22 protein-coding genes are annotated in these 23,028 nt (G+C 46.2%); 11 read left to right on the forward strand and 11 right to left on the reverse strand.

Annotated elements, in window-relative coordinates; translation table 11 throughout:
- Nucleotides 1-228 precede the first annotated feature (228 nt).
- Nucleotides 229-2,010 carry an acyl-CoA dehydrogenase C-terminal domain-containing protein gene (locus AC5YBX_RS08435; RefSeq protein WP_494519218.1) on the forward strand — a complete coding sequence of 594 codons (1,782 nt, stop codon included), beginning with the start codon at nt 229-231 and terminating at the stop codon, nt 2,008-2,010.
- A 67-nt stretch (nt 2,011-2,077) separates the two neighbouring features.
- Here the strand turns inward: AC5YBX_RS08435 and AC5YBX_RS08440 are convergent, their stop codons facing one another.
- Nucleotides 2,078-2,692, reverse strand: coding sequence for a DUF938 domain-containing protein (locus tag AC5YBX_RS08440; RefSeq protein WP_494519217.1), 615 nt, complete (start codon nt 2,690-2,692; stop codon nt 2,078-2,080).
- Nucleotides 2,693-2,802: 110 nt separating this feature from the next.
- A complete protein-coding gene (gene ggt / locus AC5YBX_RS08445) occupies nt 2,803-4,533 on the reverse strand; it encodes a gamma-glutamyltransferase (RefSeq protein WP_494519216.1) in 1,731 nt (576 codons plus the stop codon).
- Between the two features lie 181 nt (nt 4,534-4,714).
- On the opposite strand from ggt, the gene AC5YBX_RS08450 reads away from it, so the two are divergent.
- A complete protein-coding gene (locus tag AC5YBX_RS08450) occupies nt 4,715-5,926 on the forward strand; it encodes a GNAT family N-acetyltransferase (protein WP_494524739.1) in 1,212 nt (403 codons plus the stop codon).
- Nucleotides 5,927-5,951: 25 nt separating this feature from the next.
- Here AC5YBX_RS08450 and AC5YBX_RS08455 read toward each other — a convergent pair whose 3' ends face one another.
- From AC5YBX_RS08455 to AC5YBX_RS08465, 3 genes are all read right to left on the reverse strand, one after another.
- Entirely contained in the window at nt 5,952-6,566 is a 615-nt protein-coding gene (locus AC5YBX_RS08455) for a LysE family translocator (RefSeq protein ID WP_110458000.1), read from the reverse strand.
- Between the two features lie 120 nt (nt 6,567-6,686).
- Nucleotides 6,687-7,727 (reverse strand): 4-hydroxyphenylpyruvate dioxygenase, encoded by a 1,041-nt coding sequence (gene hppD / locus AC5YBX_RS08460; protein WP_494519214.1) that lies wholly within the window; start codon nt 7,725-7,727, stop codon nt 6,687-6,689.
- A 96-nt stretch (nt 7,728-7,823) separates the two neighbouring features.
- Nucleotides 7,824-8,990, reverse strand: coding sequence for a homogentisate 1,2-dioxygenase (locus tag AC5YBX_RS08465; protein WP_494519213.1), 1,167 nt, complete (start codon nt 8,988-8,990; stop codon nt 7,824-7,826).
- A gap of 176 nt (nt 8,991-9,166) precedes the next feature.
- On the opposite strand from AC5YBX_RS08465, the gene AC5YBX_RS08470 reads away from it, so the two are divergent.
- Together AC5YBX_RS08470 and AC5YBX_RS08475 are read left to right on the forward strand one after the other, a co-directional pair.
- Nucleotides 9,167-10,066, forward strand: coding sequence for a LysR family transcriptional regulator (locus AC5YBX_RS08470; RefSeq protein ID WP_494524740.1), 900 nt, complete (start codon nt 9,167-9,169; stop codon nt 10,064-10,066).
- A gap of 276 nt (nt 10,067-10,342) precedes the next feature.
- The gene (locus AC5YBX_RS08475; protein ID WP_494519211.1) at nt 10,343-10,699 is read left to right on the forward strand and encodes a DUF6508 domain-containing protein; all 357 of its coding nucleotides are present in this window, start codon (nt 10,343-10,345) and stop codon (nt 10,697-10,699) included.
- Nucleotides 10,700-10,829: 130 nt separating this feature from the next.
- Here the strand turns inward: AC5YBX_RS08475 and AC5YBX_RS08480 are convergent, their stop codons facing one another.
- Both AC5YBX_RS08480 and AC5YBX_RS08485 read right to left on the reverse strand, forming a co-directional pair.
- On the reverse strand, nt 10,830-11,060 hold the full coding sequence (locus AC5YBX_RS08480; RefSeq protein WP_494519210.1) for a PGPGW domain-containing protein: 231 nt from the start codon (nt 11,058-11,060) through the stop codon (nt 10,830-10,832).
- A 37-nt stretch (nt 11,061-11,097) separates the two neighbouring features.
- Nucleotides 11,098-11,508, reverse strand: a complete 411-nt coding sequence (locus AC5YBX_RS08485) for a YccF domain-containing protein (RefSeq protein ID WP_494519209.1) — start codon at nt 11,506-11,508, stop codon at nt 11,098-11,100.
- A 450-nt stretch (nt 11,509-11,958) separates the two neighbouring features.
- On the opposite strand from AC5YBX_RS08485, the gene AC5YBX_RS08490 reads away from it, so the two are divergent.
- Nucleotides 11,959-12,879, forward strand: a complete 921-nt coding sequence (locus tag AC5YBX_RS08490; RefSeq protein ID WP_494524741.1) for a pyridoxal-phosphate dependent enzyme — start codon at nt 11,959-11,961, stop codon at nt 12,877-12,879.
- A 147-nt stretch (nt 12,880-13,026) separates the two neighbouring features.
- Here the strand turns inward: AC5YBX_RS08490 and AC5YBX_RS08495 are convergent, their stop codons facing one another.
- Nucleotides 13,027-13,200: a hypothetical protein gene (locus AC5YBX_RS08495; RefSeq protein WP_494519207.1), complete on the reverse strand. Its 174-nt coding sequence runs from the start codon at nt 13,198-13,200 to the stop codon at nt 13,027-13,029.
- A 740-nt stretch (nt 13,201-13,940) separates the two neighbouring features.
- On the opposite strand from AC5YBX_RS08495, the gene AC5YBX_RS08500 reads away from it, so the two are divergent.
- A complete protein-coding gene (locus AC5YBX_RS08500) occupies nt 13,941-14,885 on the forward strand; it encodes a chemotaxis protein CheV (RefSeq protein WP_494524742.1) in 945 nt (314 codons plus the stop codon).
- Here the strand turns inward: AC5YBX_RS08500 and AC5YBX_RS08505 are convergent.
- Nucleotides 14,882-15,529 (reverse strand): hypothetical protein, encoded by a 648-nt coding sequence (locus AC5YBX_RS08505; RefSeq protein ID WP_494524743.1) that lies wholly within the window; start codon nt 15,527-15,529, stop codon nt 14,882-14,884. The genes AC5YBX_RS08500 and AC5YBX_RS08505 overlap by 4 nt on opposite strands.
- A 50-nt stretch (nt 15,530-15,579) precedes the next feature.
- Complete coding sequence (locus AC5YBX_RS08510; RefSeq protein WP_494519204.1) at nt 15,580-15,939, reverse strand: DUF2750 domain-containing protein; 360 nt, start codon at nt 15,937-15,939, stop codon at nt 15,580-15,582.
- 284 nt (nt 15,940-16,223) lie between these two features.
- Here AC5YBX_RS08510 and AC5YBX_RS08515 point away from each other — a divergent pair, with 284 nt between their 5' ends.
- From AC5YBX_RS08515 to AC5YBX_RS08525, 3 genes are all read left to right on the forward strand, one after another.
- Complete coding sequence (locus AC5YBX_RS08515; RefSeq protein ID WP_494524808.1) at nt 16,224-17,402, forward strand: lytic murein transglycosylase; 1,179 nt, start codon at nt 16,224-16,226, stop codon at nt 17,400-17,402.
- A gap of 152 nt (nt 17,403-17,554) precedes the next feature.
- Nucleotides 17,555-18,037 (forward strand): FKBP-type peptidyl-prolyl cis-trans isomerase, encoded by a 483-nt coding sequence (locus AC5YBX_RS08520; RefSeq protein ID WP_494519203.1) that lies wholly within the window; start codon nt 17,555-17,557, stop codon nt 18,035-18,037.
- A 132-nt stretch (nt 18,038-18,169) separates the two neighbouring features.
- Nucleotides 18,170-18,394, forward strand: coding sequence for a DUF3389 family protein (locus AC5YBX_RS08525; RefSeq protein WP_494519202.1), 225 nt, complete (start codon nt 18,170-18,172; stop codon nt 18,392-18,394).
- Between the two features lie 85 nt (nt 18,395-18,479).
- Here the strand turns inward: AC5YBX_RS08525 and AC5YBX_RS08530 are convergent, their stop codons facing one another.
- Nucleotides 18,480-19,472, reverse strand: a complete 993-nt coding sequence (locus AC5YBX_RS08530) for a glutathione S-transferase family protein (RefSeq protein ID WP_494524744.1) — start codon at nt 19,470-19,472, stop codon at nt 18,480-18,482.
- A 262-nt stretch (nt 19,473-19,734) separates the two neighbouring features.
- On the opposite strand from AC5YBX_RS08530, the gene AC5YBX_RS08535 reads away from it, so the two are divergent.
- Together AC5YBX_RS08535 and ushA are read left to right on the forward strand one after the other, a co-directional pair.
- Nucleotides 19,735-20,406 carry an alpha/beta hydrolase gene (locus AC5YBX_RS08535; protein WP_494519200.1) on the forward strand — a complete coding sequence of 224 codons (672 nt, stop codon included), beginning with the start codon at nt 19,735-19,737 and terminating at the stop codon, nt 20,404-20,406.
- A 588-nt stretch (nt 20,407-20,994) separates the two neighbouring features.
- Entirely contained in the window at nt 20,995-22,710 is a 1,716-nt protein-coding gene (gene ushA / locus AC5YBX_RS08540) for a bifunctional UDP-sugar hydrolase/5'-nucleotidase UshA (protein WP_494524809.1), read from the forward strand.
- Nucleotides 22,711-23,028 lie beyond the last annotated feature (318 nt).

A 23,028-nucleotide genomic window follows, 5' to 3' on the forward strand; every position in this document is an offset into this window, starting at 1 on the left:
TTATCAGTGCTGTATTTTTAGGCTGATTTGGTTAGAGTGGGAGGACAAGAGCAAGTGCCATGTTTAGCTTGCATCTTGACGAAAATATTGACGCTCAAGTTCGATGCATAGGTTCGTAATGCTGCAATAGTGGTTGCATGAGTGGCGACGCGGCCATCTCAGTCACGTAACTGAACTTAAGCTCGGTATGACGTAATGGATGAAATAGCGATTAATAAGGATGATTCAATGCCTATCTATCAAGCTCCGCTTCGAGATTATCAATTTATATTAAGTGAGTTACTGTCGATTTATCAGCGTGGCGATCTACAAGGATTCGATGAGATTGATGCGCCATTAGTGGACGCGATTCTACAAGGGGTTGCAGACTTTACTACCGAAGTGATGTTGCCATTAAATAGCAGCGGCGATGTCGAGGGCTGCGAAATTGTCGCGGGGCAAGTACGCACCCCAACAGGTTTTAAAGCGGCCTATCAACAATATGTAGACAATGGCTGGGCTACATTGACCAGCGATCCTGATTATGGTGGCCAGGGGCTTCCCGAGTCTGTGGGGATATTTGCCACCGAAATGAACACCTCCACCAATATGGCTTTTGCCATGTACCCCGGCTTAACTCATGGGGCGTATGCGGCGATTCATGCCCACGGCAGTGAGGTGCTTAAAGCGAAATATTTAGCCAAATTGGTCAGCGGTGAATGGAGCGGCACCATGAACTTAACTGAATCCCATGCGGGAACCGATCTGGCGCTACTTCGCACCAAGGCACAAGCGATTGACGAGCAATATTATGCCATTAGCGGCGAGAAAATTTTTATCTCATCGGGCGATCATGACTTGGCCGACAACATAGTACATTTGGTCTTGGCTCGCCTGCCAGATGCACCTGCTGGGGTGAAAGGGATCTCCTTATTTGCGGTGCCGAAATATCGCGTCAATGACGATGGCAGCTTAGGCGAGCACAATGGTGTGGTCGCCAGTGCGCTGGAACATAAAATGGGCATTCATGGTAATTCAACCTGCGTGATGGTGTTTGATGAGGCCATGGGGGAACTGGTGGGCAAACCCCATCAAGGTTTACGTGCCATGTTTACCATGATGAATGAGGCGCGCCTTGGGGTGGGAGTGCAAGGCCTTGGCGTATCGGAGATTGCCTACCAAAATGCATTAGCCTATGCCAAAGAGCGGATTCAAGGTCGCGCGCTGAGCGGTGTCAAGGCACCCGAACAGGCCGCCGATCCTATCTTAGTTCATGGTGATATTCGGCGTATGTTGATGGCACAAAAGGCCTTTAATCAAGGGGCGCGAGCCTTAATGGGCCAGCAAGCACTGTGGCTCGATGAGTCCCATCGCGCTAACGATAAGTCACTGGCTGCTAATGCCAGTAAGCTGGCCGCGTTATTGACCCCAGTGGTCAAAGGCTTTGTGACCGACCAAGGGTTTAAGGCCTGTGTCGATGCCCAGCAGGTGTTTGGTGGCCATGGGTATATCCATGAGTGGGGCATGGAGCAATTTGTACGCGACAGTCGTATTGCGATGATCTATGAAGGCACTAATGGCGTGCAGGCATTGGATTTAGTTGGGCGCAAAATACTCAGCGATGGCGGTGCAGCTTTAGCCCTATGGTCTGAGATAGTGACCCGCTTTATCGATGAGCATCAAGCTAATGACGCCATGATCCCCTATATTATGCCGCTGCGCGATGCTTTGCAGGATCTGCAACAGGCCACAGGTTATATCAGTACTCATGCTGGTCACAATCCCGATATCATCGGGGCGGCGTCTATGCCCTATATGCAGATGTTTGGCATTGCCGCGTTAGCTTGGATGTGGGCGAGGATGGCGGCGGTGGCGCTCGAGCATTCCTCTCAAGAGCAGGCGTTTTATCAGGATAAACTGAAAACCGCCGCGTTTTACATGGCGTATTGGGCGGTGCAAACTCGCAGTTTGAGGGCGCAAATTGAGTCCAGTAGTGAGCTTATCTGTTCACTGACCGAGGCCGACTTCTAAGCCACCATTTTTAATGACTGCTAGATAATGATATGCCGTGGTCACGCGGCATATCAGGGGGGAATGATCACGCCTCTTTTAAAAATTGCAGTAACCGATTGTTGGCAGGCATCTCATTATCAGCCATTAAACGCATACCTGCGCGGGCGGCAAGCTCGATTATCCACTCAATGTCGCGAATACCACTGAGGGGATCGCGAGTCCTTAGCCAAGTATCAAATTCTCGATTACTGGCACTGCTGTAGGCTTGTTGATAATTAAACGGCCCGTACAGGCAGCATACTCCTCCTAGAGCTAAATGCTGCGATATCCCCTCAAACATGGCTTCTACCATGGCTTTACTCATAATATGTAAGGTATTGGCGCTAAAGAGTGCATCAAATTGTTGCGCCTTGCAGGGCCAAGGCTGCATAACATCGATAGTTAACGGCAGGGCAAGATTATCAAGGTGGGCCGCCAGGCTCACTCTAAGGCACAGCGGTGCAAGATAGGCGCCTTGATCGCTTGGTTGCCAAGTGAGATGAGGCAACTGCTCGGCAAAATAGAGTGCATGTTGTCCCGTGCCACTGCCGATTTCCAATACTTGAGTGACCTGAGCAAAACGGTGGCGTAACACAGATAAAATGGCTTGTTTATTATTTTCGCAGGCTTGGGAGTAGGGCAGTCCATCAGCTTGATTCATTGCAGCTCTTGTGTGGTGGTGTTGATGGCTCACTTTACCTTAATGGCTTTGGCTGACTCAATAAAAAAGCGCCTTGACGGCGCATTTTGACTCACTCGAAAGTGGCTATGTTAATAACCCGCCGTTTCACTACCCGCACGTCTTGGATCTGATGCGCCATAGATCCCTTCAGGAGTAACCATAATCGATTGGGTCGAGCCAATAGCATTGCCTATCGTCACTTTGTGGCCTTTGGCCTCTAGCAGCTTAATAGTGTCGTGATTGAGGCTTTTCTCAACCCTCAGCTCATCGGGCAGCCATTGATGATGGACTCGGCTGGCATAGCTGGCTTCGGCAATGTTGAGCTTATGGTCAATCACATTCATGATCACCTGTAAGGTGGTATTGATGATCCGCGAGCCCCCCGGGCTGCCAGTGACAATAAATGGTTTACCATCTTGCATCACTATGGTCGGGCTCATTGAGCTTAACGGGCGTTTGTGCCCCTCGACCGCATTAGCATCACCGCCAATTAACCCATATCCGTTAGGCACGCCGGGTTTTGCCGAAAAATCATCCATCTCATTATTAAGTAAAATCCCCGTGCCTTGAGCCACTAAACCAGAGCCGTAACTAAAATTAAGGGTGTAGGTGTTCGCGACTGCGTTCCCCCATTTATCGACCACAGAATAGTGGGTCGTTTGTGGGCTTTCATAGCCCGAGACTTTACCTGGGTTGATAAGATGACTTGGGGTCAATGTTTCTAAGGTGATGGTTTTAGAACGCTGCTTGGCATAGGACTTACTGATAAGCTCGGCCACCGGCACAGAGACAAAGTCGGGATCGCCTAAGTATTTGCTGCGATCGCTATAGGCGCGCTTCATCACCTCAGACATCACATGCAGGGTATCGGCGGTGTTATGGCCCATTTTATCAATGGGGAAGGGTTCGAGCATGTTGAGCATCTCTATGATATGCACGCCGCCCGATGATGGCGGTGGCATAGAGACCACCCGATAACCGCGATATTCGCCACTGACGGGTTCGCGCTCAACCACATGATAGTCGGCCAGATCGGCCTGAGTCATGATACCGCCAGCGTCGGTTACTGCGGCCACGATTTTTTCAGCCGTACTGCCTTGATAGAAGCCTTTACTGCCTTGCTCGGCGATAAGTGTTAGCGAGTGAGCCAGATCCTGTTGTATTAAGGTGTCGCCAATCTCAAAGTTACTGCCATCGGGTCGATAAAAAATTGCTTTCGAACTAGGCCATTGGCTAATGCGACGTTTAAGGCCTGCAAGGGAGGTGGCTAAATCTGGGGTAACGACAATGCCTTGCTTGGCTAAAGTGATGGCGGGGGCGATGACTTGTGCTAGGGTCATGGTGCCATAGTGCGTTAAGGCTAACTCCATGCCCATTACGGTGCCGGGCACGCCTACGGCGAGGCCATGTTCACGGCTGAGCTTGGCGACGGCGTCGCCTTGCGCGTTCAAAAAAATATCCTTATCGGCTTTTGCTGGCGCGACCTCGCGATAATCGATGGCAATAGTTTTATTGTCTTTGGCGATATGAACCAGCATAAAGCCTCCGCCGCCGAGGTTACCCGCGCGCGGTAGGGTAACCGCTAGGGCAAAGCCAACGGCAACGGCAGCATCGACGGCATTACCTCCTTGCTGCAAAATATCCACCCCAATTCGGGTGGCGAGCGCTTCTTGGCTGGCGACCATGCCATGCTTTGCCCATACCGGTTGGACGGTAGCGCTATTACTGTATATTGATGATTCAGCCGCGTGGCTATACTGGCCTAAGGTGAAAGGCAGTGAAAGCGATAGGGCGATAATGAGGGTGTTAAGTGGGCGCACAATTGATCCTTTGTGTCTACATTTGTCCCTCAATGTGCCGACTATTGCTGTTAAAATCAAGCCGCTGGCATTATTAATAGCAAGTCATTGCTGTCAAAAAGACGCTTATCAAGTGGCCATTAGTAAGTGATGCTTACCACAGCGCGTTGCTGCACTTAAACCATCATCATAAAGGAGTCTTGTGCCCTTGTTTACCTTCACGTGCGTCAGTCAGATAAGTCAAATAGGCCAGCGGCAGTGGGCGCAGTTAATGGGCAGTGATAACCCCTTTAGCCGCTATGAATTTTTACACGCATTAGAAAACAGTGGCTGCGTGAGTATCGAAACCGGATGGCAGCCAATGCATGTCATCGTCAAGCTGGCTCAGGATGAAGCGACTTTCGGTACTAATATTGATGCTGAAACTAACGTAGTCGCTGTCATGCCTATGTATCTTAAGACCCATTCCTATGGCGAATATGTGTTTGATTGGGCGTGGGCGCAGGCCTATGAGAGGCATCAACTCAACTACTATCCCAAACTCGTTAGTGCAGTCCCTTTTACGCCAGTGACCGGGCCGCGGCTGGCAATATCGACGCAGCTAAATGCCGCGCAGATACAGGCGTTGTTAACCCAGCTCAGTCGTTACCTTGAACAGCAGGTTGCACGTGTTGCAGGCTCTGGCTGGCATCAACTGTTTCATCCTCACGCCGAGCATCAGCGTTTGGCCAGTACCGGGTGTTTAACCCGCTTGGGCACTCAGTTTCATTGGCATAATCGTGGTTATCATGATTTTAATGAGTTTTTAGCGCAAATGAGCAGCCGCAAGCGTAAAAACATCCTCAAAGATCGACGGCAGTTACAGGATAAATCGCTGCATTTTCGGTTTGTTGAGGGGCCGCAGATCACCGGTGATGCATTGCAACATTTTGTGGCGTGTTATCAAGCGACCTATTTTAAACGCTCAGGTCATAGCGGTTATCTTAACTTAGCTTTTTTTACTCAGCTGGTGGCCACCATGGGCGCTGCGATACGCCTGTTATTGGTGAGCCAGCAAGGGGAAGGCGGTGAGTCTATGATTGCGGCGGCGCTCTATTTTGTCTCTGACAACACCCTCTATGGGCGTTATTGGGGCACCTTAGTTGAGCTCGATGGGTTGCACTTTGAGGCCTGTTACTATCAGGGGATCGAGTATGCTATTACCCATGGGCTTAAGGTGTTTGATGCGGGGGCTCAAGGCGAACATAAGGTGTTACGGGGTTTTGAACCGGTAGAAACCTATTCGGCCCATGAGATAGTCCATGGGCAATTTCGCGCCGCCATCGCCGACTTTACCCAGCAAGAACGGGCACAGGTGCAGCATTACATGACACAGCTTAAACAGGCTCTGCCTTACAAAAAAGGGCAAGAGTGAAGCGGTTTACGTTAGAGGCTGGCGTCTAACCTAGCGCCAGCCAGCAACCCACACCCACCATTAAGCTTCCGGCGATGCGGTTGAGCCACTTAATATTGTCACCCCGGCTTAAAAACAGTTTGAGGGATTTACCGCCGCTGGCATAAGCCAACATGCTAACAAATTCGGTCAACATGATGACGGATAACAGCATCATCATTTGCGGCGCAATGGCGTTATCGACATTGATAAAAGGCGGCAGTAAGGAGATCATAAAGGCCCAGCCCTTAGGGTTAGCGATGGCGGTGACAAAGCCTTGAGTAATAAGGGCGCGATTACTGATCGAGGTCGAGGTTTCTAAACGGGCGAGTTTGCCTTTGGCGCGCCACATCTGCACCCCGATAAAGGCGAGGTAGAGGCCACCGACCCATTTTAAGATCTCAAATATCTGGGGGTAATTGAGCATCATGCTGGCCACACCCATGACGGCGGCAATGGCCACGAGTGCCACGCCCACCAATTCACCTATCATCATCCACAGAGTGCGGCGTACGCCAATGCTCATGCCTAAGGTCATGGCTAAGGTCATGCACATACCTGGGGTTATCGAGACAAAGAAAAAGGTCGGTAAAAATACCGCAATAAGAATGTGTTCGGACATGGTGATAAGGACTAATCAGTGAATATAAACAGGCCGCTAGTGTAGTGATTTATCGCTTGGGTGCCAATAAAAAACCAGCCCTTGAGCTGGTTTTTATTATCCTATGAGAGCCAGTGGGCTTTAGAGCACACCGCGGCGCACTTGGTCGCGCTCAATGGATTCAAATAACGCCTTAAAGTTACCTTCACCGAAACCTAAGTTATTTTTGCGTTGAATGATCTCGATAAAAATGGGCCCAAATAGGTTTTTGGTGAAAATCTGTAATAGATAACCCTCTTCATCGCCATCGACCAGAATTTGGTGATGCTTAATACGTTCTCTGTCTTCGGTGACTTGTGGCAGCTTGTCAAAGATGGTGTCGTAGTACTCGGGGATGATGTCTAGTGTTTCAATGGAGCTGCCTTCCATCGCATCGAGCGAGGCCACTATGTCGCGGCTGCGAAAAGCCAGATGTTGTACTCCCGGGCCATCATATTCTTTTAAGTATTCATCAATTTGGTTTCTATCATCGCCTTTACCCTCATTGATTGGGATACAGAAACTGCCATCGGGTGAGCGCAGTGCATAGGAGATCAACGCCGTTTGCGAGCCTTTAATATCGAAATAACGCACCTCGGTAAAGCCAAATACCTCTTTATAGAAATTAGACCAATGCTCCATGGTGCCTTTGTAGACATTATTGGTCAGGTGGTCGACTTCGATAAAACCTTTCTCTTGGGTGATAACGGGCTCATCTAAGTCAATAAAGTCATTGGCATAAATGTTGTTTGGTTCACCAAAGGTGTCGATAAAATAGATTAGGCTGTCACCAATACCGTAAATTGCAGGATAGGGTAGATCTTTCGCAGCTTCTGTAGCGGGCTTTGCACCGCGCGCCACGGCGCCGTCAAAGGCAAATTGAGCGTCTTCCACACGCCAGCCCATTGAGCTAATAGCTGGGCCATGTTTTTTGGCAAAGGCGCATGAGAACCCTTTTTTGTCATTATTTAACAGGAAATTGATGTCATTTTGTTTGTAGTAAAAAATCTCTTTCTGCTGATGTTTTTTTAACTTAGAGAAACCAAAATCGATAAATACCTGATGCATAAACTCACTGTCAGGCGTGCAAAATTCTGTAAATTCGATACCTAATAGTCCTAGGGGATTTTGTTCGCTTGCCATGTCAATGTCCTCGTTCAATATGTTATCTCGCCGCGGTGTATTGCTCCATCGGCCTGAGTTGTGTTGGGTGTTGGCAGCTTGACTGCCGATGTGTGGTTATTGTTTTTCTTCTATCCACGAGCGGTTGTAATCTGGGCTCATACAGGTTTGTACGTGCTGGGTGAGTTGTAGTGGGGCGAACGTATCGACCATAACGGCATATTCATAGGTTTCAGTTTTGCCAATGGAGGCTTCGGTGCGTCCCGGTTGGGGCCCATGTGGTACCCCTTTTTGATGCAACGTCAGGTAACCGGCCTCAATGCCAGTTCGGCTCATGAAGTCGCCGTCGACATAATAGAGCACCTCGTCACTGTCAATATTGTTGTGGTAATAAGGTGCCGGGATCGACTGGGGATGAAAATCATAAGGGCGCGGCACAAAATTACAGATGACAAAATTATGGCCACTAAAGACTAAATGCTCAGAGGGCGGCAGGTGAATTTGCCCCACTTTTGGCGCGTAATCTTGGATGTTAAACGCCCATGGGTAAACACAGCCATCCCAGCCGACTAAGTCAAATGGGTGCCATTGCAGCTCAGTTATCTGGTAGCGCTCGCCAAATTTAGACACCAAGGGAAATGTTCCTTGCTCTACTGTGGCATCTTGCAAGGTTGGCACCCGAATATCGCGCTCGCAATAGGGCGCCGATTCGGTCAGTTGACCATATTCGTTACGAAAATGTTTGGGGACTTCCACCATGGAAAAGGACTCAATCACCAACAGGCGGACATTATCCAAATCGGTAAATTTAAGTTGATAGGTGGTGCCTCGCGGGATCACCAGATAATCCCATTTATTGACACTAATGGTGCCATATTCGCTGTAAAGCGTGCCTTGCCCTTCATGAATAAACACCACCTCGTCGGCATAGGCATTTCGATAAAACTCGTCGGTATCTTGGGTGACTTTGGCGGTATAGATCGCCACATCATGATTGAAAAAAATCTTATTACGGGCGGAAAAAAAGTGGCCTTGGCAATCCACTTGCTTCGAGTCAAGTTTGTAGTTTTGGATCAGTGGGTCTTGCCAGGTATCGCCGTGGTTTAAGTCATATGGCGCCACCGTTAATGCTTTAGTGGGCATATTATGGTGATATTTATTAGAGTAAATATTGGCAAAGCCGTGGGTAGAAAACAGCTCTTCACGATAAAGCTCACCATTGTCTTTTTTAAAGGTGATGTGACGCTTGTGTGGGATCTGCCCCTGCTTGACATAAAACGGCATAATGTTCTTCCTCAGTGCTTTACCTGCACACAGATCTTGTTGTTATTGTGGTGAACGCGTTTTTTGTGATCGAGTTATCAATTTAGTTGCTCGCATTAACAAAAAAAAGAATAATAAATAGCTTAACTCAATCCAATATTTAGATGGTTGTATTTGCTTTACGCTTTGGAAGGCTGATGAAAATTGATATTGAAGCATTTAAGGTACTCGAAGTACTGGTCGAAGAGGGCAGCTTTGCCAAGGCGGCAGAACGTTTACATAAGGCGCAATCGGCAGTGAGCTATCAGGTAAAAAAACTAGAGCAACACTTAGGTGTAAAGCTTTTTTGTCGCGATAAGTATCGAGCCGAATTAACCGCAGAAGGCAAGGTTATGTTGGCCGAGGGCCAAAGGTTGCTGCAGTATTTGGGCAATATTGAGCATTTAGCCAGCCGATTTAGTCAAGGCTGGGAGCCGACATTGGAATTGGTGGTCGATGGCTCATTACCCATGGAGCCGATAATGCGCGCGCTTAAGCAAGTGGCTGAGCAGAATATTCCCACTAAGATCCAGCTTAATGTTGAATTTTTGGGTGGGGTGCAACACAGGTTTGAGCGTGACGCTGCCGATCTTATGCTGGTGAAGGACTATCGCTCAGGCCCTAACTATTGCCCTCAACCTTTGCCGGTCATTAACAGTTTGCTGGTGGTCTCCCGCGAGCATCCACTTGCCGCGATGCAACAAGTGGCCTTATTTGAGTTATTGCAGTATGTCGAGCTCACCATTCAAGATTCATCCCCCAGTGTGCACCACAGTGACCAATTACAGTTTGGTGGCGATAAGGTGTTTTATTTATCAGGTTTTATTATGAAGAAAAATGCGCTGCAGATGGGTTTAGGTTTTGGGTGGATGCCTGAATTTTTGATTCAAACCGAGTTGGCCTCGGGAGCATTAGTGGAAGTGGACTTTGTCGGCGCCAGCCGTTACAGCTTTACTCCGCAACTTGTCTCCACCATGGAGCGGCCTTTAGGTCGGGCTGGTAGTCTATTTACCGATTTGATTTTACAGGAGTTTGCATTGTATCAAGACTCGCTCTAATAGCTTATATCAGCAGCGACTGCTTTAATCAATTTGCCAGTGAAACTTGAGCGTCCATTAATATGACTATCACCTCTTGAGCGGCGCTAGCCTCTCGAATTATGATCTATCAGCCAGACTAATTATTAGCCGTTAAGCCATGGTACAGCTGCGTTGAATTAGCCTAGTCCCCCATTCGTTGGTATAGGTGACGTGCTTATCTCTTTTTTCGTTAGTTCAGTGCTACGCGCCACATTGTTGGTCACGTGTTCTGACATTTCGCTTTAGGAGGTCGGTATGAGTGATATTATGTCAGTACAAATCGCTGCATTATATGCAGAGTATGCTAAGCATTTTACCCAAGGAGAACACCTTGTGTGTAGCAGTAAACTGCATGACTTTACTGAGCAGTTGCAAGAGTGTGGTCTGTTACTGGAGCGATTAGACTGGAGTGATTGGTATCAAAATAGCCATCTTATCGATAGACCCGAATATATTGGTGATGCTAGTTTGCAAGAGTGTCAGTTATTGTTGACCGCTATGACGCGTCTTGAGCGCTTTAGCACAGGCTTGCTCGACAATATGCATCACCAAGGGGTGTTATTAGCTATTTTAGAGCGACTTACTCAGGTGGCAGATGGTCAACAACGCTAGTTAAATTAATTTAAACTCATTAGTTTATAGACTTCTGCTCAATTGCTTGTCGGGGCAATGACGTTTAGCGATCTGACTGTACTGATAATGAATAACGCGCAGCAACTAATTACTGCGCGTTATCACTGTGTTAACCCTTTCTATTGGCCCAGCGTTTATCTAACCAAAGTGCCGATTGTTTCATCTGGCGTTGACTCAGTTTGAGCCAACGCCTTGCCCATGGGTATTCAATACTCAATACTGCTAATCCTATAGGCAGTAGTAGCCATGCAGGGCCTGGCAGTATTATTAGCACAGCACCAAGCAATACTAAGATACCTCCTATCATGGTGATAGCTATTTTATGTAATTGGTTATCCATTAATTATTACTCCGCAAATAGTGATCAACATGTTGGTTTAAGTGGCTTTAGCTTTGATGGTTTGACCTATCGGCGTTAGGCTGAGTATGGCCAGTTTTAAATGCTGGATCCCAAATGGAATGCCAATAATACTGACAAATAAAGCCAGTGCGTGGGCCAGGTGGCCTATTGCTAACCAGAAACCAAATAATATAAACCAGATGACATTGCCTATCATACCCAGTGAACCGGTACCCAGATCCTCAACGCCTGTCAGCGATTTACGGTTGTGGCTCTCTTGACCAAAGGGCCAAAAAGCCATTTCGCCAATCACAAAGCAGGCGCGTCCAAAGGGAATGCCAATAATGCTGATAAAACAGAGTAGGCCTGCTAACCACCAGGCTAACCCCATCACCAATCCCCCTAAGATGAACCATGCAATATTGAGTAGTAAACGAATGACGGTCATTGAGCGCTCCTATTATTATTTTCACTTATGCTATCGATTTAATGCCGAGCTAAAGTGTTCAAAACATCGGTTTTTGAATATCTGTTGTTAATTAAAATGTACCTTGATGAATAGCAACTTCTGATGGTGACGATCGCCAGTACGGGCTAAGCGCCTCACTCACTCACTCACTCACTCACTCTCTGTCAGTAAGTGTTAATCATCTATAAACGCAATCAAGCGATAATCGTGCCAATACTTAAGCTGCTGTTTATTATTAACTTTTAGTTTTTATTACAATCATAGATGGTTTTTTTTACTACTGTTTAGCCCATCAGGCTAACTAATAGTGGGGGGACAAATCATGTTATCTAGAGTGCCGGGCGATTGAGTCCCTAAGGTACTTGAGATTGAAGTTAGTCAAGGTGTATCAGTCAGTGTAAAATGGATTTCTTTGTCTTTGAACTGCTTATGATACAACTGACTCAGACTCCTGTGCATACCCTTGATGTTGATGGGCATGATGTTTATGTCAAACGTGATGATTTGCTCCACCCGGCATTTTCTGGTAATAAGGCACGAAAATTTGCCTATTTTCTCCAGCAGGATTTTCCCGACATCTCCACTTTAGTTGGATATGGCTCCCCTCAGGCGAACTCACTTTATTCGATGTCAGCGCTGGCTAAGCTTAAGGGGTGGCAATTAGAGTTTTATGTGGATCATATAGCCAGCTATCTGCTTACGCATCCACTGGGTAATTATCGTGCAGCGCTGCAAAATGGCGCCAATATTATCGATTTAAGTCAGTGTCATGATAGGGCTGATCTCGATTGCGCCAGTTATATCGAGCAATGCGTATTACCGGGTCGTGATGATCTGTTGTTTATTCCAGAAGGTGGGCGCTGTCAGTATGCCGAGTCTGGAGTGCGGCAATTAGCACGTGAAATAATAGCGTGGAAACAGGCCCAGCAGTTAAGTGAACTCGTGGTTTTCTTACCGTCAGGGACGGGGACCACAGCCTTATTTTTACATAAGAGCTTTAGCGAACTCGATAATAGCATTCAAGTTAAAACGTGCTCAGTTGTTGGCGGTGATGATTACCTTAAGCTGCAATGGCGAATGCTTGTCGATGATGAGTCAATGTTTCCTCAAATTTTAAGTCCGAATAAGCGTTACCATTTTGGTAAGCTCTATCCCGAGTTTTTTCAAGTATGGCAAAAGCTTAAGCAAGCAGGGATGGAATTTGAGTTACTCTACGATCCACTGGGTTGGCTAGTATTACTGCACTATCTTGAAAATAATCCAAAGCAAAAGGTGCTCTATCTACATCAAGGTGGGTTGCTAGGGAATGAGTCTATGTTGCCGAGATATAGGCGAAAATATGGGGGTTAGCATCACTTGGCTAGGTCAGTATCTGTGAAAGTGATACAACCTAGGCCAAATGAAGTGTGCTGAGTCGTTGACGAATGATGTCAATCCTACTTGTTGCGTTAGCAACCTTCGATACGATGAGAGGAGGTGTATCGAATAGCGTGAGGTTTATTTATTGCTTGAAAGTAACCATTTCATAAACTGTAACGCTTCGGTACGTTTAGAAAAGGTTTGTCTATTTTTACCAGCTCTATCAGTAAATGCGATAGAGGTTTTATTTGATGATATAGAGGCCACTGGAAAATTAACCGTGATCTCTTGACCGTTCATATTGTACGACATTGGCCATACTCCTTTAATGATGACTGCTTGTTTAGCAGTTGAAATTTAATAATAAAAATATCCTTAGCTTTAGCGAAAGATGAATTCTAAGTTACTGAGACTATCCATTTCTTTATTACTAATCAAGTCCTTGCTGCGGGCTATCTATTTTATTCTTGTTAGACAGATCACAATATTGACTTAATTAACGCATACAGTTAACCATCATTTGATGACAAGAGTATGACGTAAGAGATGCTGCTGATTTTGTTGGATGCGAAGACGGATGGGTCGAGCTACACAAGCAAATGGGGCAGGAAGTTCAATTGAGCGAGTATATCGACAAGTTAACTTTTGTCAACATATTACAATCATTATTAGCGTTTTATTTATTCATTAGGCTTATCTTCTTCGAGAATATGCCTGTTATACACCGCTATTGGTATCTGGTCTTGTGCTTTTACTAGAGTGGGCTTGATTTACTTATTGTTTTATAATGATTTATTTTATTAGTGAATGATTTCTATGTGACTGTCTGCGTTTAATGTTGCAAGTGTTACTGGAGTAACAGGGTAGTAACATTGTGGCGGCGAAAACAGTCAGCTTAATTTGTTTTAGAAGGTTAAGTGGTGAAGATGCGATCAAAAATATAGATAACATGTGAGCTTCAATGGCTTAAGGTGATTCTAAATCCGGCTATACGGGTTATAATCAACACCAAATTAAGATACACACATTTAAAAGCAGTAACGGGAAGATGTATGGCTAAGGTGTTAGATTCAGTTGATCAAAGAACAAAATTGGTGGGTGAAAATCGATTAGAGCTCTTATTGTTCCGTATTAATGCCACCCAGTTGTTCGCCATTAATGTCTTCAAAGTTAAAGAGGTGGTGAAACTACCGGCCTTGAGCCATCTACCCGGTAGCCACGACAGTATTAAAGGTGTGGCCAATATCCGCGGGGTGTCCATTCCAGTGATCGATTTACGTCGAGCGATTGGCTTTCAGCCGATGGCAGAGAACGTAGAGGCAAACTTAATCATTACTGAATATAACCGCAGCGTGCAAGGTTTTATGGTGGGTAAGGTTGAGCATATCATTAATATGACTTGGGGCGACATTATGCCGCCACCTAAAACCGCGGGCAGCAACAGTTATTTAACCGCTATTACTAAAATTGAGGTCGATGGTGGAACACAATTAGTGTCGATTATCGATGTAGAAAAGGTGCTGGCTGAGATCATCCATTACGATATCACCCTATCGGATGGCGTGTTAGATGAGTCATTGGTTGAGAATATGGTCGGGCGTAAGATTTTAATTGCCGATGACTCCTCAACGGCTAGGCGGCAAATTAAAGAGACCTTAATGCCCTTGGGTATCGAGGTGATAGAGGTATCCGACGGTTTGCAAGCGCTGAAGTTGTTGCAAACCTGGTGTGATGAAGGTATTAACGTTTACGATGAGATTTTGATGTTGATAACCGATGCAGAAATGCCTGAAATGGACGGTTACCGGCTCACCCATGAGATACGTAATGACAAACGCATGCAGGAATTATTCATCACCCTCAATACGTCACTCAGTGGTAGTTTTAATCATGCTATGGTCGAAAAGGTGGGCTGTAATCAATTTATTTCAAAGTTCCAGCCGGATTTATTGGTCGGTGTGGTGCAAGACCGTCTCAGGCAGTTAGTCGAGGCTTAAACTTGAGTTTCTTGGCTGGCGATGTCAGCCAAGATTTGCCGTTTGACGGCTTTAGTACTAACGATATTAAGGCGGCAGACTCTTACCGCGTAGGCAAAACGATCTCGCCCTACGAGCGTTATAATATCATGTAAAAAGTGGCGGTCTAACCCCAGCATCTGGCTGTAGTGCTCTACAGCATTAGCAATACTGCGATACTGAACCCCATCAAATTCAAACGCCAGTTGATAATCTTGATTGTCAATCAGCACTCCATTGATGCTCAGTGGCCAAGGCGCAACACTTACACGGGTTTTAGCCACTTGATACATAAACCAAGCACTCTTTTTAAACCCCTCAAACACCTTACACGAAAACTCTGACTCGGCGAGTTCTTGCTCTGTCCAGTTTTCACCAATGGCTAAATGTTTAGCATAAATGCGCATTAATTCATCTTTAACTGCCATATGGCAATCCCAAATAGAGATTAATGGCGAGCGTTTGGCAATGCTGAGGCACTCTTTACAGCAGGGGACGGCTAATGAGGGATGGGGAGTGTAAGACTGTGCTTCATAATGCAGCACGCAATCGCAAGGTTCACTGCAAAACCAACAGGTGTGACGTTGCTCAAATGGAATATCGATTAACGGGATATCAGCAGACAAGGGAAGTTTCCTCGGCTGCTGACATCACTACAATAAGATTTGCCAAGGAATTATTCTTGCTCGATATCGACTAAGTTTTTAGCTAGGCCGATAGGATCTAACTCTAAGCACTCTTGCTCAGCTATCCAGTCAATGCCCACTAATACACCATCATCATGCAGGTCTTTAACCCAGTATTCTAAAAACTCTTCTAGGTTAATGGCAGTGGGTTGATAATCTTGCCATTCGTCGGTGCAATGCACTTTTGCCTGCGCTTCACTTGACCACAGCGGCATTACATCCGTTTCTTCATATTCTGAAGAGTCACATACCACCCAGCCTTCGCCAGTTTCGTCTTGAAGACCCCAAACGGCTTGGTGTTCTTTTACGTTGTCGATAAAACTTGCTAATACGGGATTGCTATCAGTCATGTTGCTCTCTTAGAAGTCGATTAAAAACGGCCCTATTATACGCCAAGTGAGTGCTCGACCAAGTGATTGTTTTATGAAAAAGTGCACTATTTAAACGCTCACTCTTAAAAGCGGCAATTCCAACAATAATTAATCATAAAATACTTAGTATTAATAGTTTCTATCGCTATGATGTCAGTACGCTATCATCTTTTTTAGGCTGTCAGTTATTGGGTAGCGTGTATATTCAGCCCTAGTATTGTGGAGTCCCTATTTTGACTAAAATGTTCACCCTTGCCTCATTCATGTTTGCCTCGAGTCTCAGTGCTTTTTCAGCCTTGGCGGTTGACCCCATTAATGCGGAACAAGATTTCAATGTTTGCGTCGATAATCTTAAGCAGCAAGCCATAGCCGCTGGCATTTCGACCAAAACCATTGATGAAACCTTGGGTCAGGTTAAGTATGTGACACGCGTTATTGAGCTGGATAAAAAGCAGCCTGAGTTTAGTCAAACATTTGAAAATTATTTTACTAAGCGCGTGACCGATTGGCGTGTACAAGAAGGGCGCCGTTTATTAAAGCAACACGGTCCATTACTGAGTCAATTACAACAGACCTACGGCATTCCTCCTCAGTATTTGATGGCTTTTTGGGGGCTAGAAACTAATTTTGGCTCTTATAAAGGTAAGATGCCAGTGATTGATTCGCTTACCACGTTAGCCTGCGATCAACGTCGCAGCCGTTATTTTAGTGGCGAATTACTTCAGGCATTGAAGCTCAAGGAAGCCTATCAGTTTGATACCAGTGACATGGTTGGCTCTTGGGCGGGCGCCATGGGGCACACTCAGTTTATGCCGTCGGCTTATGCACAATATGCGGTCGATGGTGATGGTGATGGTAAAGCCGACTTATGGAACAGTACTGCCGATGCGCTTAGCTCTGCGGCCAACTTTTTACAGCAATTGGGCTGGGCACGTAATGAGCGTTGGGGCCGTGAAGTCTTGGTTCCTAACGCCTATGATTATCGTTATTTGGGCGGCAAAGCCACCTTACCACTGACCCAGTGGGCAACACTTGGGCTAACGAAAGCTAATGGCCAGCCGCTGTCGACACCCGATATGCAAGCGGCCTTATATTTACCGGCAGGTCATACTGGCCCTGCATTTTTAGGCTATGACAATTTTAATGTGATTATGCGTTGGAACCGCTCTGAGTTTTATGCCATCGCGGTAGGGCACCTAGCAGACCGTATTAATGGCGCGCCGCCATTACGTGTAGCGCCGCCGCAACAAGCTAATATCAGTCGTGACAAACTCAAAGCGTTACAGACTAAGCTCAATGACAATGGGTTTGATGTCGGTACCCCAGATGGCGTACTTGGCAGTAATTCGCGAGCCGGTTTACAGGCCTATCAGCGCAGCGTGGGATTAATCGCCGATGGTTTTCCAAGTGATGAAACCTTCAAGCTGCTGGGTTTGGAATAATCATCGAGCGCTACATGATGCGTCCATGGCTGTGGGCATTATTGCATTAGCCTAATTAAATCGTGCCAAGGCAGTGATAGCGCTAGAGCAATGAAACAAGTTTTGTTAAGCTCTGGCGAATTTTATTTTTGAACAGAGACAAAGGATCCTTGATGAGCATTAAAGATGATATGGTGGTGCAGTTTAACTACACGCTACGTGACGAAGCGGGCGAAGTGCTTGAGACCAACGAAGGGTTAGATCCCATCGCTTATCTTCATGGTCATGACAATATGATGCCCGGTGTCGAAAATGCCATTACCGGTCGCGAAGTGGGTGACAGTTTCTCAGTGACATTGCCACCAGAGTTGACTTACGGTATTCGTAATGACGATGCAGAGCAGCGGGTTTCAGTTAAGCACCTTCAGGGCGCTAAAGTGTGGAAACCCGGCATGCGCGCCATTATCAACACTGACCAAGGTCAGCGCCAAGTGACTGTGGTTAAAGTGGGTAAGTTTATGGCGACCGTGGATGTTAATCATCCTTTAGCCGGTCGCGAGTTAACCTTTGATTTAACGATTGTCGATGCGCGCGAAGCCAGTGCCGAAGAGATTGCTCATGGTCACGCCCATGGGGTTGGCGGCCATCACCACTAAATCTTTAATGCCTTAGCCTCAGTGATTCATCACTGAGGCTAAGGTGAAAATTAAGTGCCATATCGCTAAAAACCCAGACAAGCGTTTGGGTTTTTTTATGTTCCTACTCAACGCTAGAAGACGGGTCTAATAATGGTGATTAATTTCGCTCAAGGTAAGATTGTGGTGTCGATGCAGGAGGTGCAAATATTGCTCTCGGCAACGGGGGTATCTTTATATGCCATGGCAGAAGACATTAAGCTGATCCGCAGCGCGCTCACCATAGTGGCCGATGCGGGCGCAGTACGTTGGAGCATTAAACTCGACTCTATCGAACAGTTCGATGACGTGGCAAACGAGCTTGGCATTGACGGCTAAGCTCGCTGGCAATTTAAGCTACTACATCAATATTTAACCATGGTGGCTCTCACTAAGCATATTCTGATGGCGCATTGAAACGACCTTAATCACGACCATGGGGACTGAGTAGATCCAGCCTTGGCCCTACAGGCACAATTCGAGTGGGATTAATTTGCCCATGGCTGAAATAGTAGTGCTGCTTAATGTGTTCAAAATTAACCGTTTCTGCAATCCCGGGGTATTGATACAGTGCTTTCATATAAGCGTGAATGGCAGGCATATCGGCCAGCCTGTTGCGGTTGGTCTTAAAGTGGCCCACGTACACAGCATCGAAACGGATAAGCGTGGTAAACAGGCGCCAATCGGCTTCGGTGATGGTATCACCGGTGAGATATCGTTGGGTCGTCAGGCGTTGCTCTAAAGTATCGAGCGCACTAAACAGGGTATCAAATGCCTGCGCATAGGCATGTTGAGTGGTCGCAAACCCCACTTTATAGACGCCATTATTAATGGTTTGGTATATCCAGTCATTTAGCGTATCGATTTCTGCTCGAAGTTTACTGGGGTAAAAGTCGGTGGTATTGCCCGTAATATCGTCAAACGTATCGTTAAACATGCGGATGATCTCCGACGACTCGTTACTGACAATGGTGTTGTGGTGCTTATCCCATAACACTGGCACGGTAACTCGGCCACTATGATCCGCTTTTGCTTGTTGGTACAGCTGATATAGGTAATCATGGCCATTAAGGCTATCTGGCTCAGCCCCGTCAATATGTATGGCATCACTACTCTGGTTTGGCCCACTAAACTCCCAGCCATTAGCCAACATATGCGGCTCCACTACGGTCACATCGATATGTGATTGCAGTGACTTTAATGACCTAAAAATTAAGGTGCGGTGTGCCCACGGGCAGGCCAGCGAAACATAGAGATGGTAACGGCCCGATTGAGGTGCAAATGTGGGGTGAGGGTTGTCAGGGGTTGGCTTTGTTATCCAATGACGAAAGGCGGCATCTTCTCTTACAAATTGCCCCTCGTTTTTTTCTGTGTCGTACCATTGGTCGACCCACTTACCACCTTGTAGTAATCCCATTAGTTTGCCTCATTATTTGCTGGTCTATTGAGTGTATAAGCCCACCAACGAAATAAAAAGGCCAGAAAACGGCCTTAAAATATCGAATTTTTCGAATAGTTGGGCGTATTCAGCCTTCCTGTTATGATTGCGCACCAGCGGATTGGCTTAGCCTTTGTTGGCCATTCCCCTTAAGTGTGCTCAATTGCCTGATAGTGAATCGCCAATATTTGCATCATCACTACCGTAAACAATCAACCATTTCTTGTTAAAGGATATAAAAATGTCGAATCAGCCATTAGAGCAGATCACCATAGAACCCAAGTCAGCCGCTAAAGCTTGCGTGATCTGGTTACATGGATTGGGAGATTCAGGGGCAGGTTTTGCCCCAGTAGTCCCCATGTTGGGCATGCCAGATGCGCTAGCTGTGCGGTTTATTTTCCCTAATGCTCCCACTATGGCTGTGACCATTAACCAAGGGTATGTCATGCCCGCTTGGTATGATATCAAAGGGATGGACATGGATAATCGCGCCGATATGCCTGGCGTGTTGCATTCAGAAAGAGCAATCGCCGCTTTAATCGATCAACAGGTAGCAGCTGGGATCCCAGCAGAGAACATTGTCTTAGCAGGCTTCAGTCAAGGTGGGGTGATGAGCCTATTTACCGGATTACGTTACCCTAAAAAATTAGCTGGGATCATGGCGCTTTCTTGTTATCTGCCAACAGGCAATGCATTACCAACGCAGCTAAGTGAAGCCAATTTAACGACGCCTATTTTACAGCAGCACGGTGAGCAAGATGAGGTGGTACCGTTATCTTTAGGGCTGGCGGCATTTGAGCTCATTCGCGCCGCAGGTTATCCAACCCAGTGGCAAACCTATCCTATGGGGCATAGCGTGCTGCCTAATCAGCTACAAGATATTGGCCGCTGGTTAACTGAGTGTTTGAGCTAAGCATCAATTAACTACTTATGTTAAGCCATGTTGCGACGTGAACGGCTCCAGATCCGTACGGCGTTAAGCTGTACCTTCCACTTAAACCGTTAACGCTATATCGCGCTTATCTAGTCTCCTAAGTTAAGCGCGCCGCAAATCACTTTTGTGGCGTGCTGTTAAGCATCCACACACAGGCATCGCTCCTATTGACGCTTTAACCAGCAATAATGACCTTGAGTTAACCAATAAAAAGCATAAAAGTTTCATTTTCGTAGCAATCACTAGAGGGTTGTTACTGCTTTGTTGTTTTGCAAAGAGGATGCTGGGTAATGCCAGCTTGGCTTGTGTAAGTGATTTAAATGTAGCGATTTTATTTCAAAGTGAAGCGCTAATGTTTGTGTTTGTTTTTTAGTTTTAAATGCCCTTGTTTTTGTCAACGAACAATGGCATTGATAAAATTGTTTTAAAATAATGAGTTAGCTCAAGCTTGTTCATAAAAATGCCACAATTTAGGTGTAATGTTTGTTATTATATTGGCTGGCGATAACTCCGATTCGCCGGCACAAGAATAATGGTTATTAAAAACTAAAATTAGGGGTTGATGTAATAATGAATAAGCTTATTAAAGGATTAGTTGCGACAGCAGTGCTCGCTGCACTTGCTGGTTGTAATAGCGATGATGATCAAGTTAAAACAGCATGTGAACTTGCAGGTGATGCTTGTAAAACATTTACTGTGATCCACACCAACGATAACCACGGTCGTTTTTGGCAAAACAGCAAAGGCGAATATGGTATGGCCGCTCGTATGACGGTCATCGAACAGATTAAAGACGAAGTTGAAAGCCGTGGTGGCCAAGCCATCGTTTTGTCTGGTGGTGATATCAATACCGGTGTTCCAGAGTCTGATATGCAACAGGCTATTCCCGATTTTGTCGGCATGAACTTATTGGAATACGATGCAATGGCTGTGGGTAACCATGAGTTTGATAACTCATTAGATGTGCTCGATATGCAGCAAACGCTGGCGAGATTCCCCATGTTAGCGGCTAACATTTACCATAAAAATAGCGGTGAGCGCTATTTTGAACCCTACCGTGTGTTTGAGCTTGATGGTGTTAAAGTTGCCATTGTCGGTTTCACAACCGTTGATACTCCTAAAATTGTTAACCCGGAAAATGTTGAGCCACTAAGCTTTACCGATCCACAGGTCGAGCTTAAAAAAGTATTAGCTGAAATTGAACAAAATGAAACTGTGGATATGGTATTTGCACTAACCCACATGGGCCATTACGCCAACGGTAATCATGGTACTGAGGCCGCAGGTGATGTGTTGTTAGCCCGCTCAGTGGCGGCTGGCCAATTACAAGCCATTATTGGTGGTCATTCGCAAAATCCAGTGTGTATGGAAGGCAGCGAATATGCCGACTTCAAACCTGGTGATGAGTGTAAACCTGATGTGCAAAATGGCACCTATATCATGCAAGCCCATGAGTGGGGCAAATATGTGGGCCGCGCCGATTTTGAATACCTAGACGGTGAGCTAACGCTGGCAAGTTATCAGTTGATCCCAATTAACTTAAAGACCAAAGATGACGCTGGTGAATTGGTCTACGTGACCGAAGAGATTGAGCAAGACCAAGATGTGTATGCCATGCTCAAGCCTTACCAAGAGCGCGGTCAAGAGTTGCTTGATGTGGTGATCTCGTACACCGATGGGGTATTTGAAGGTGAGCGAAATGTAGTACGTGGTCAGCAAACTAACCTAGGTCAATTACTGACAACCGCATACTCTGAATTTGTGACCAATAACTTTAATGTGACGGCCGATTTTGGCGTAATGAACTCTGGCGGTATTCGCGCATCGATTGCACAAGGTGATATTTCTTATCGTGATGTACTGACCGTGCAGCCATTTGGTAACTTTGTGTCATACGTCACCATGACCGGCGCTGAAGTGCAAGATTACCTGGCCGCTGTTGCTGTTAAAACCGGTGGTGGTTACCCACAATTCAACAAAGTCGCAATGGACGTTAATTGTGATGCAGGGACTGTCGATATTGCTCAATTAGGTGGCCGCGCCTTTGACCTAGAGCAAAATTACACCTTTGCACTGATCCATTTTAGTGCAGCGGGTGGTGATGATTATCCTATCGTTAACCAACACCCAAATTATATTGACACCCAATTGACCGATGCCGCGGTATTCCGTGATTACTTCGTTAAAAACCCAAGCCTATCGATAGCCGATTATGCGCCGGTAAATGGCGAGCTCACGTTCACTAAAGCGGGTAAAGTCGTTGCAAGTTGTGCAGCAGAGTAATGATATGCTTTAACTAACACCTTGCTATGCCAAAGGCGTTAGGGTTATTACCGTTACACTTTACAGCGTAAAAGCAGCCGCAAGGCTGCTTTTTTATTGGCGGTTAATAGACAAGTTAGACGCGATAAAATTTTTTGCATTGATCACTTGAAAACAATTTGGCCTATCCCTATATAGTCTGTAGGAAGCGCTCAATGAGGCTTTCGGGTCGATTGAAATACAGTGCCTTTGGGGCTGTGCAATCGATCATTAACAGGGCTGTCACCCTCAGTGAATTAACGTGATCGAAGTGGCAGTCAAACGGTGCGACTCAAGCCC

It is taken from the genome of Shewanella sp. 492 (assembly GCF_059338445.1).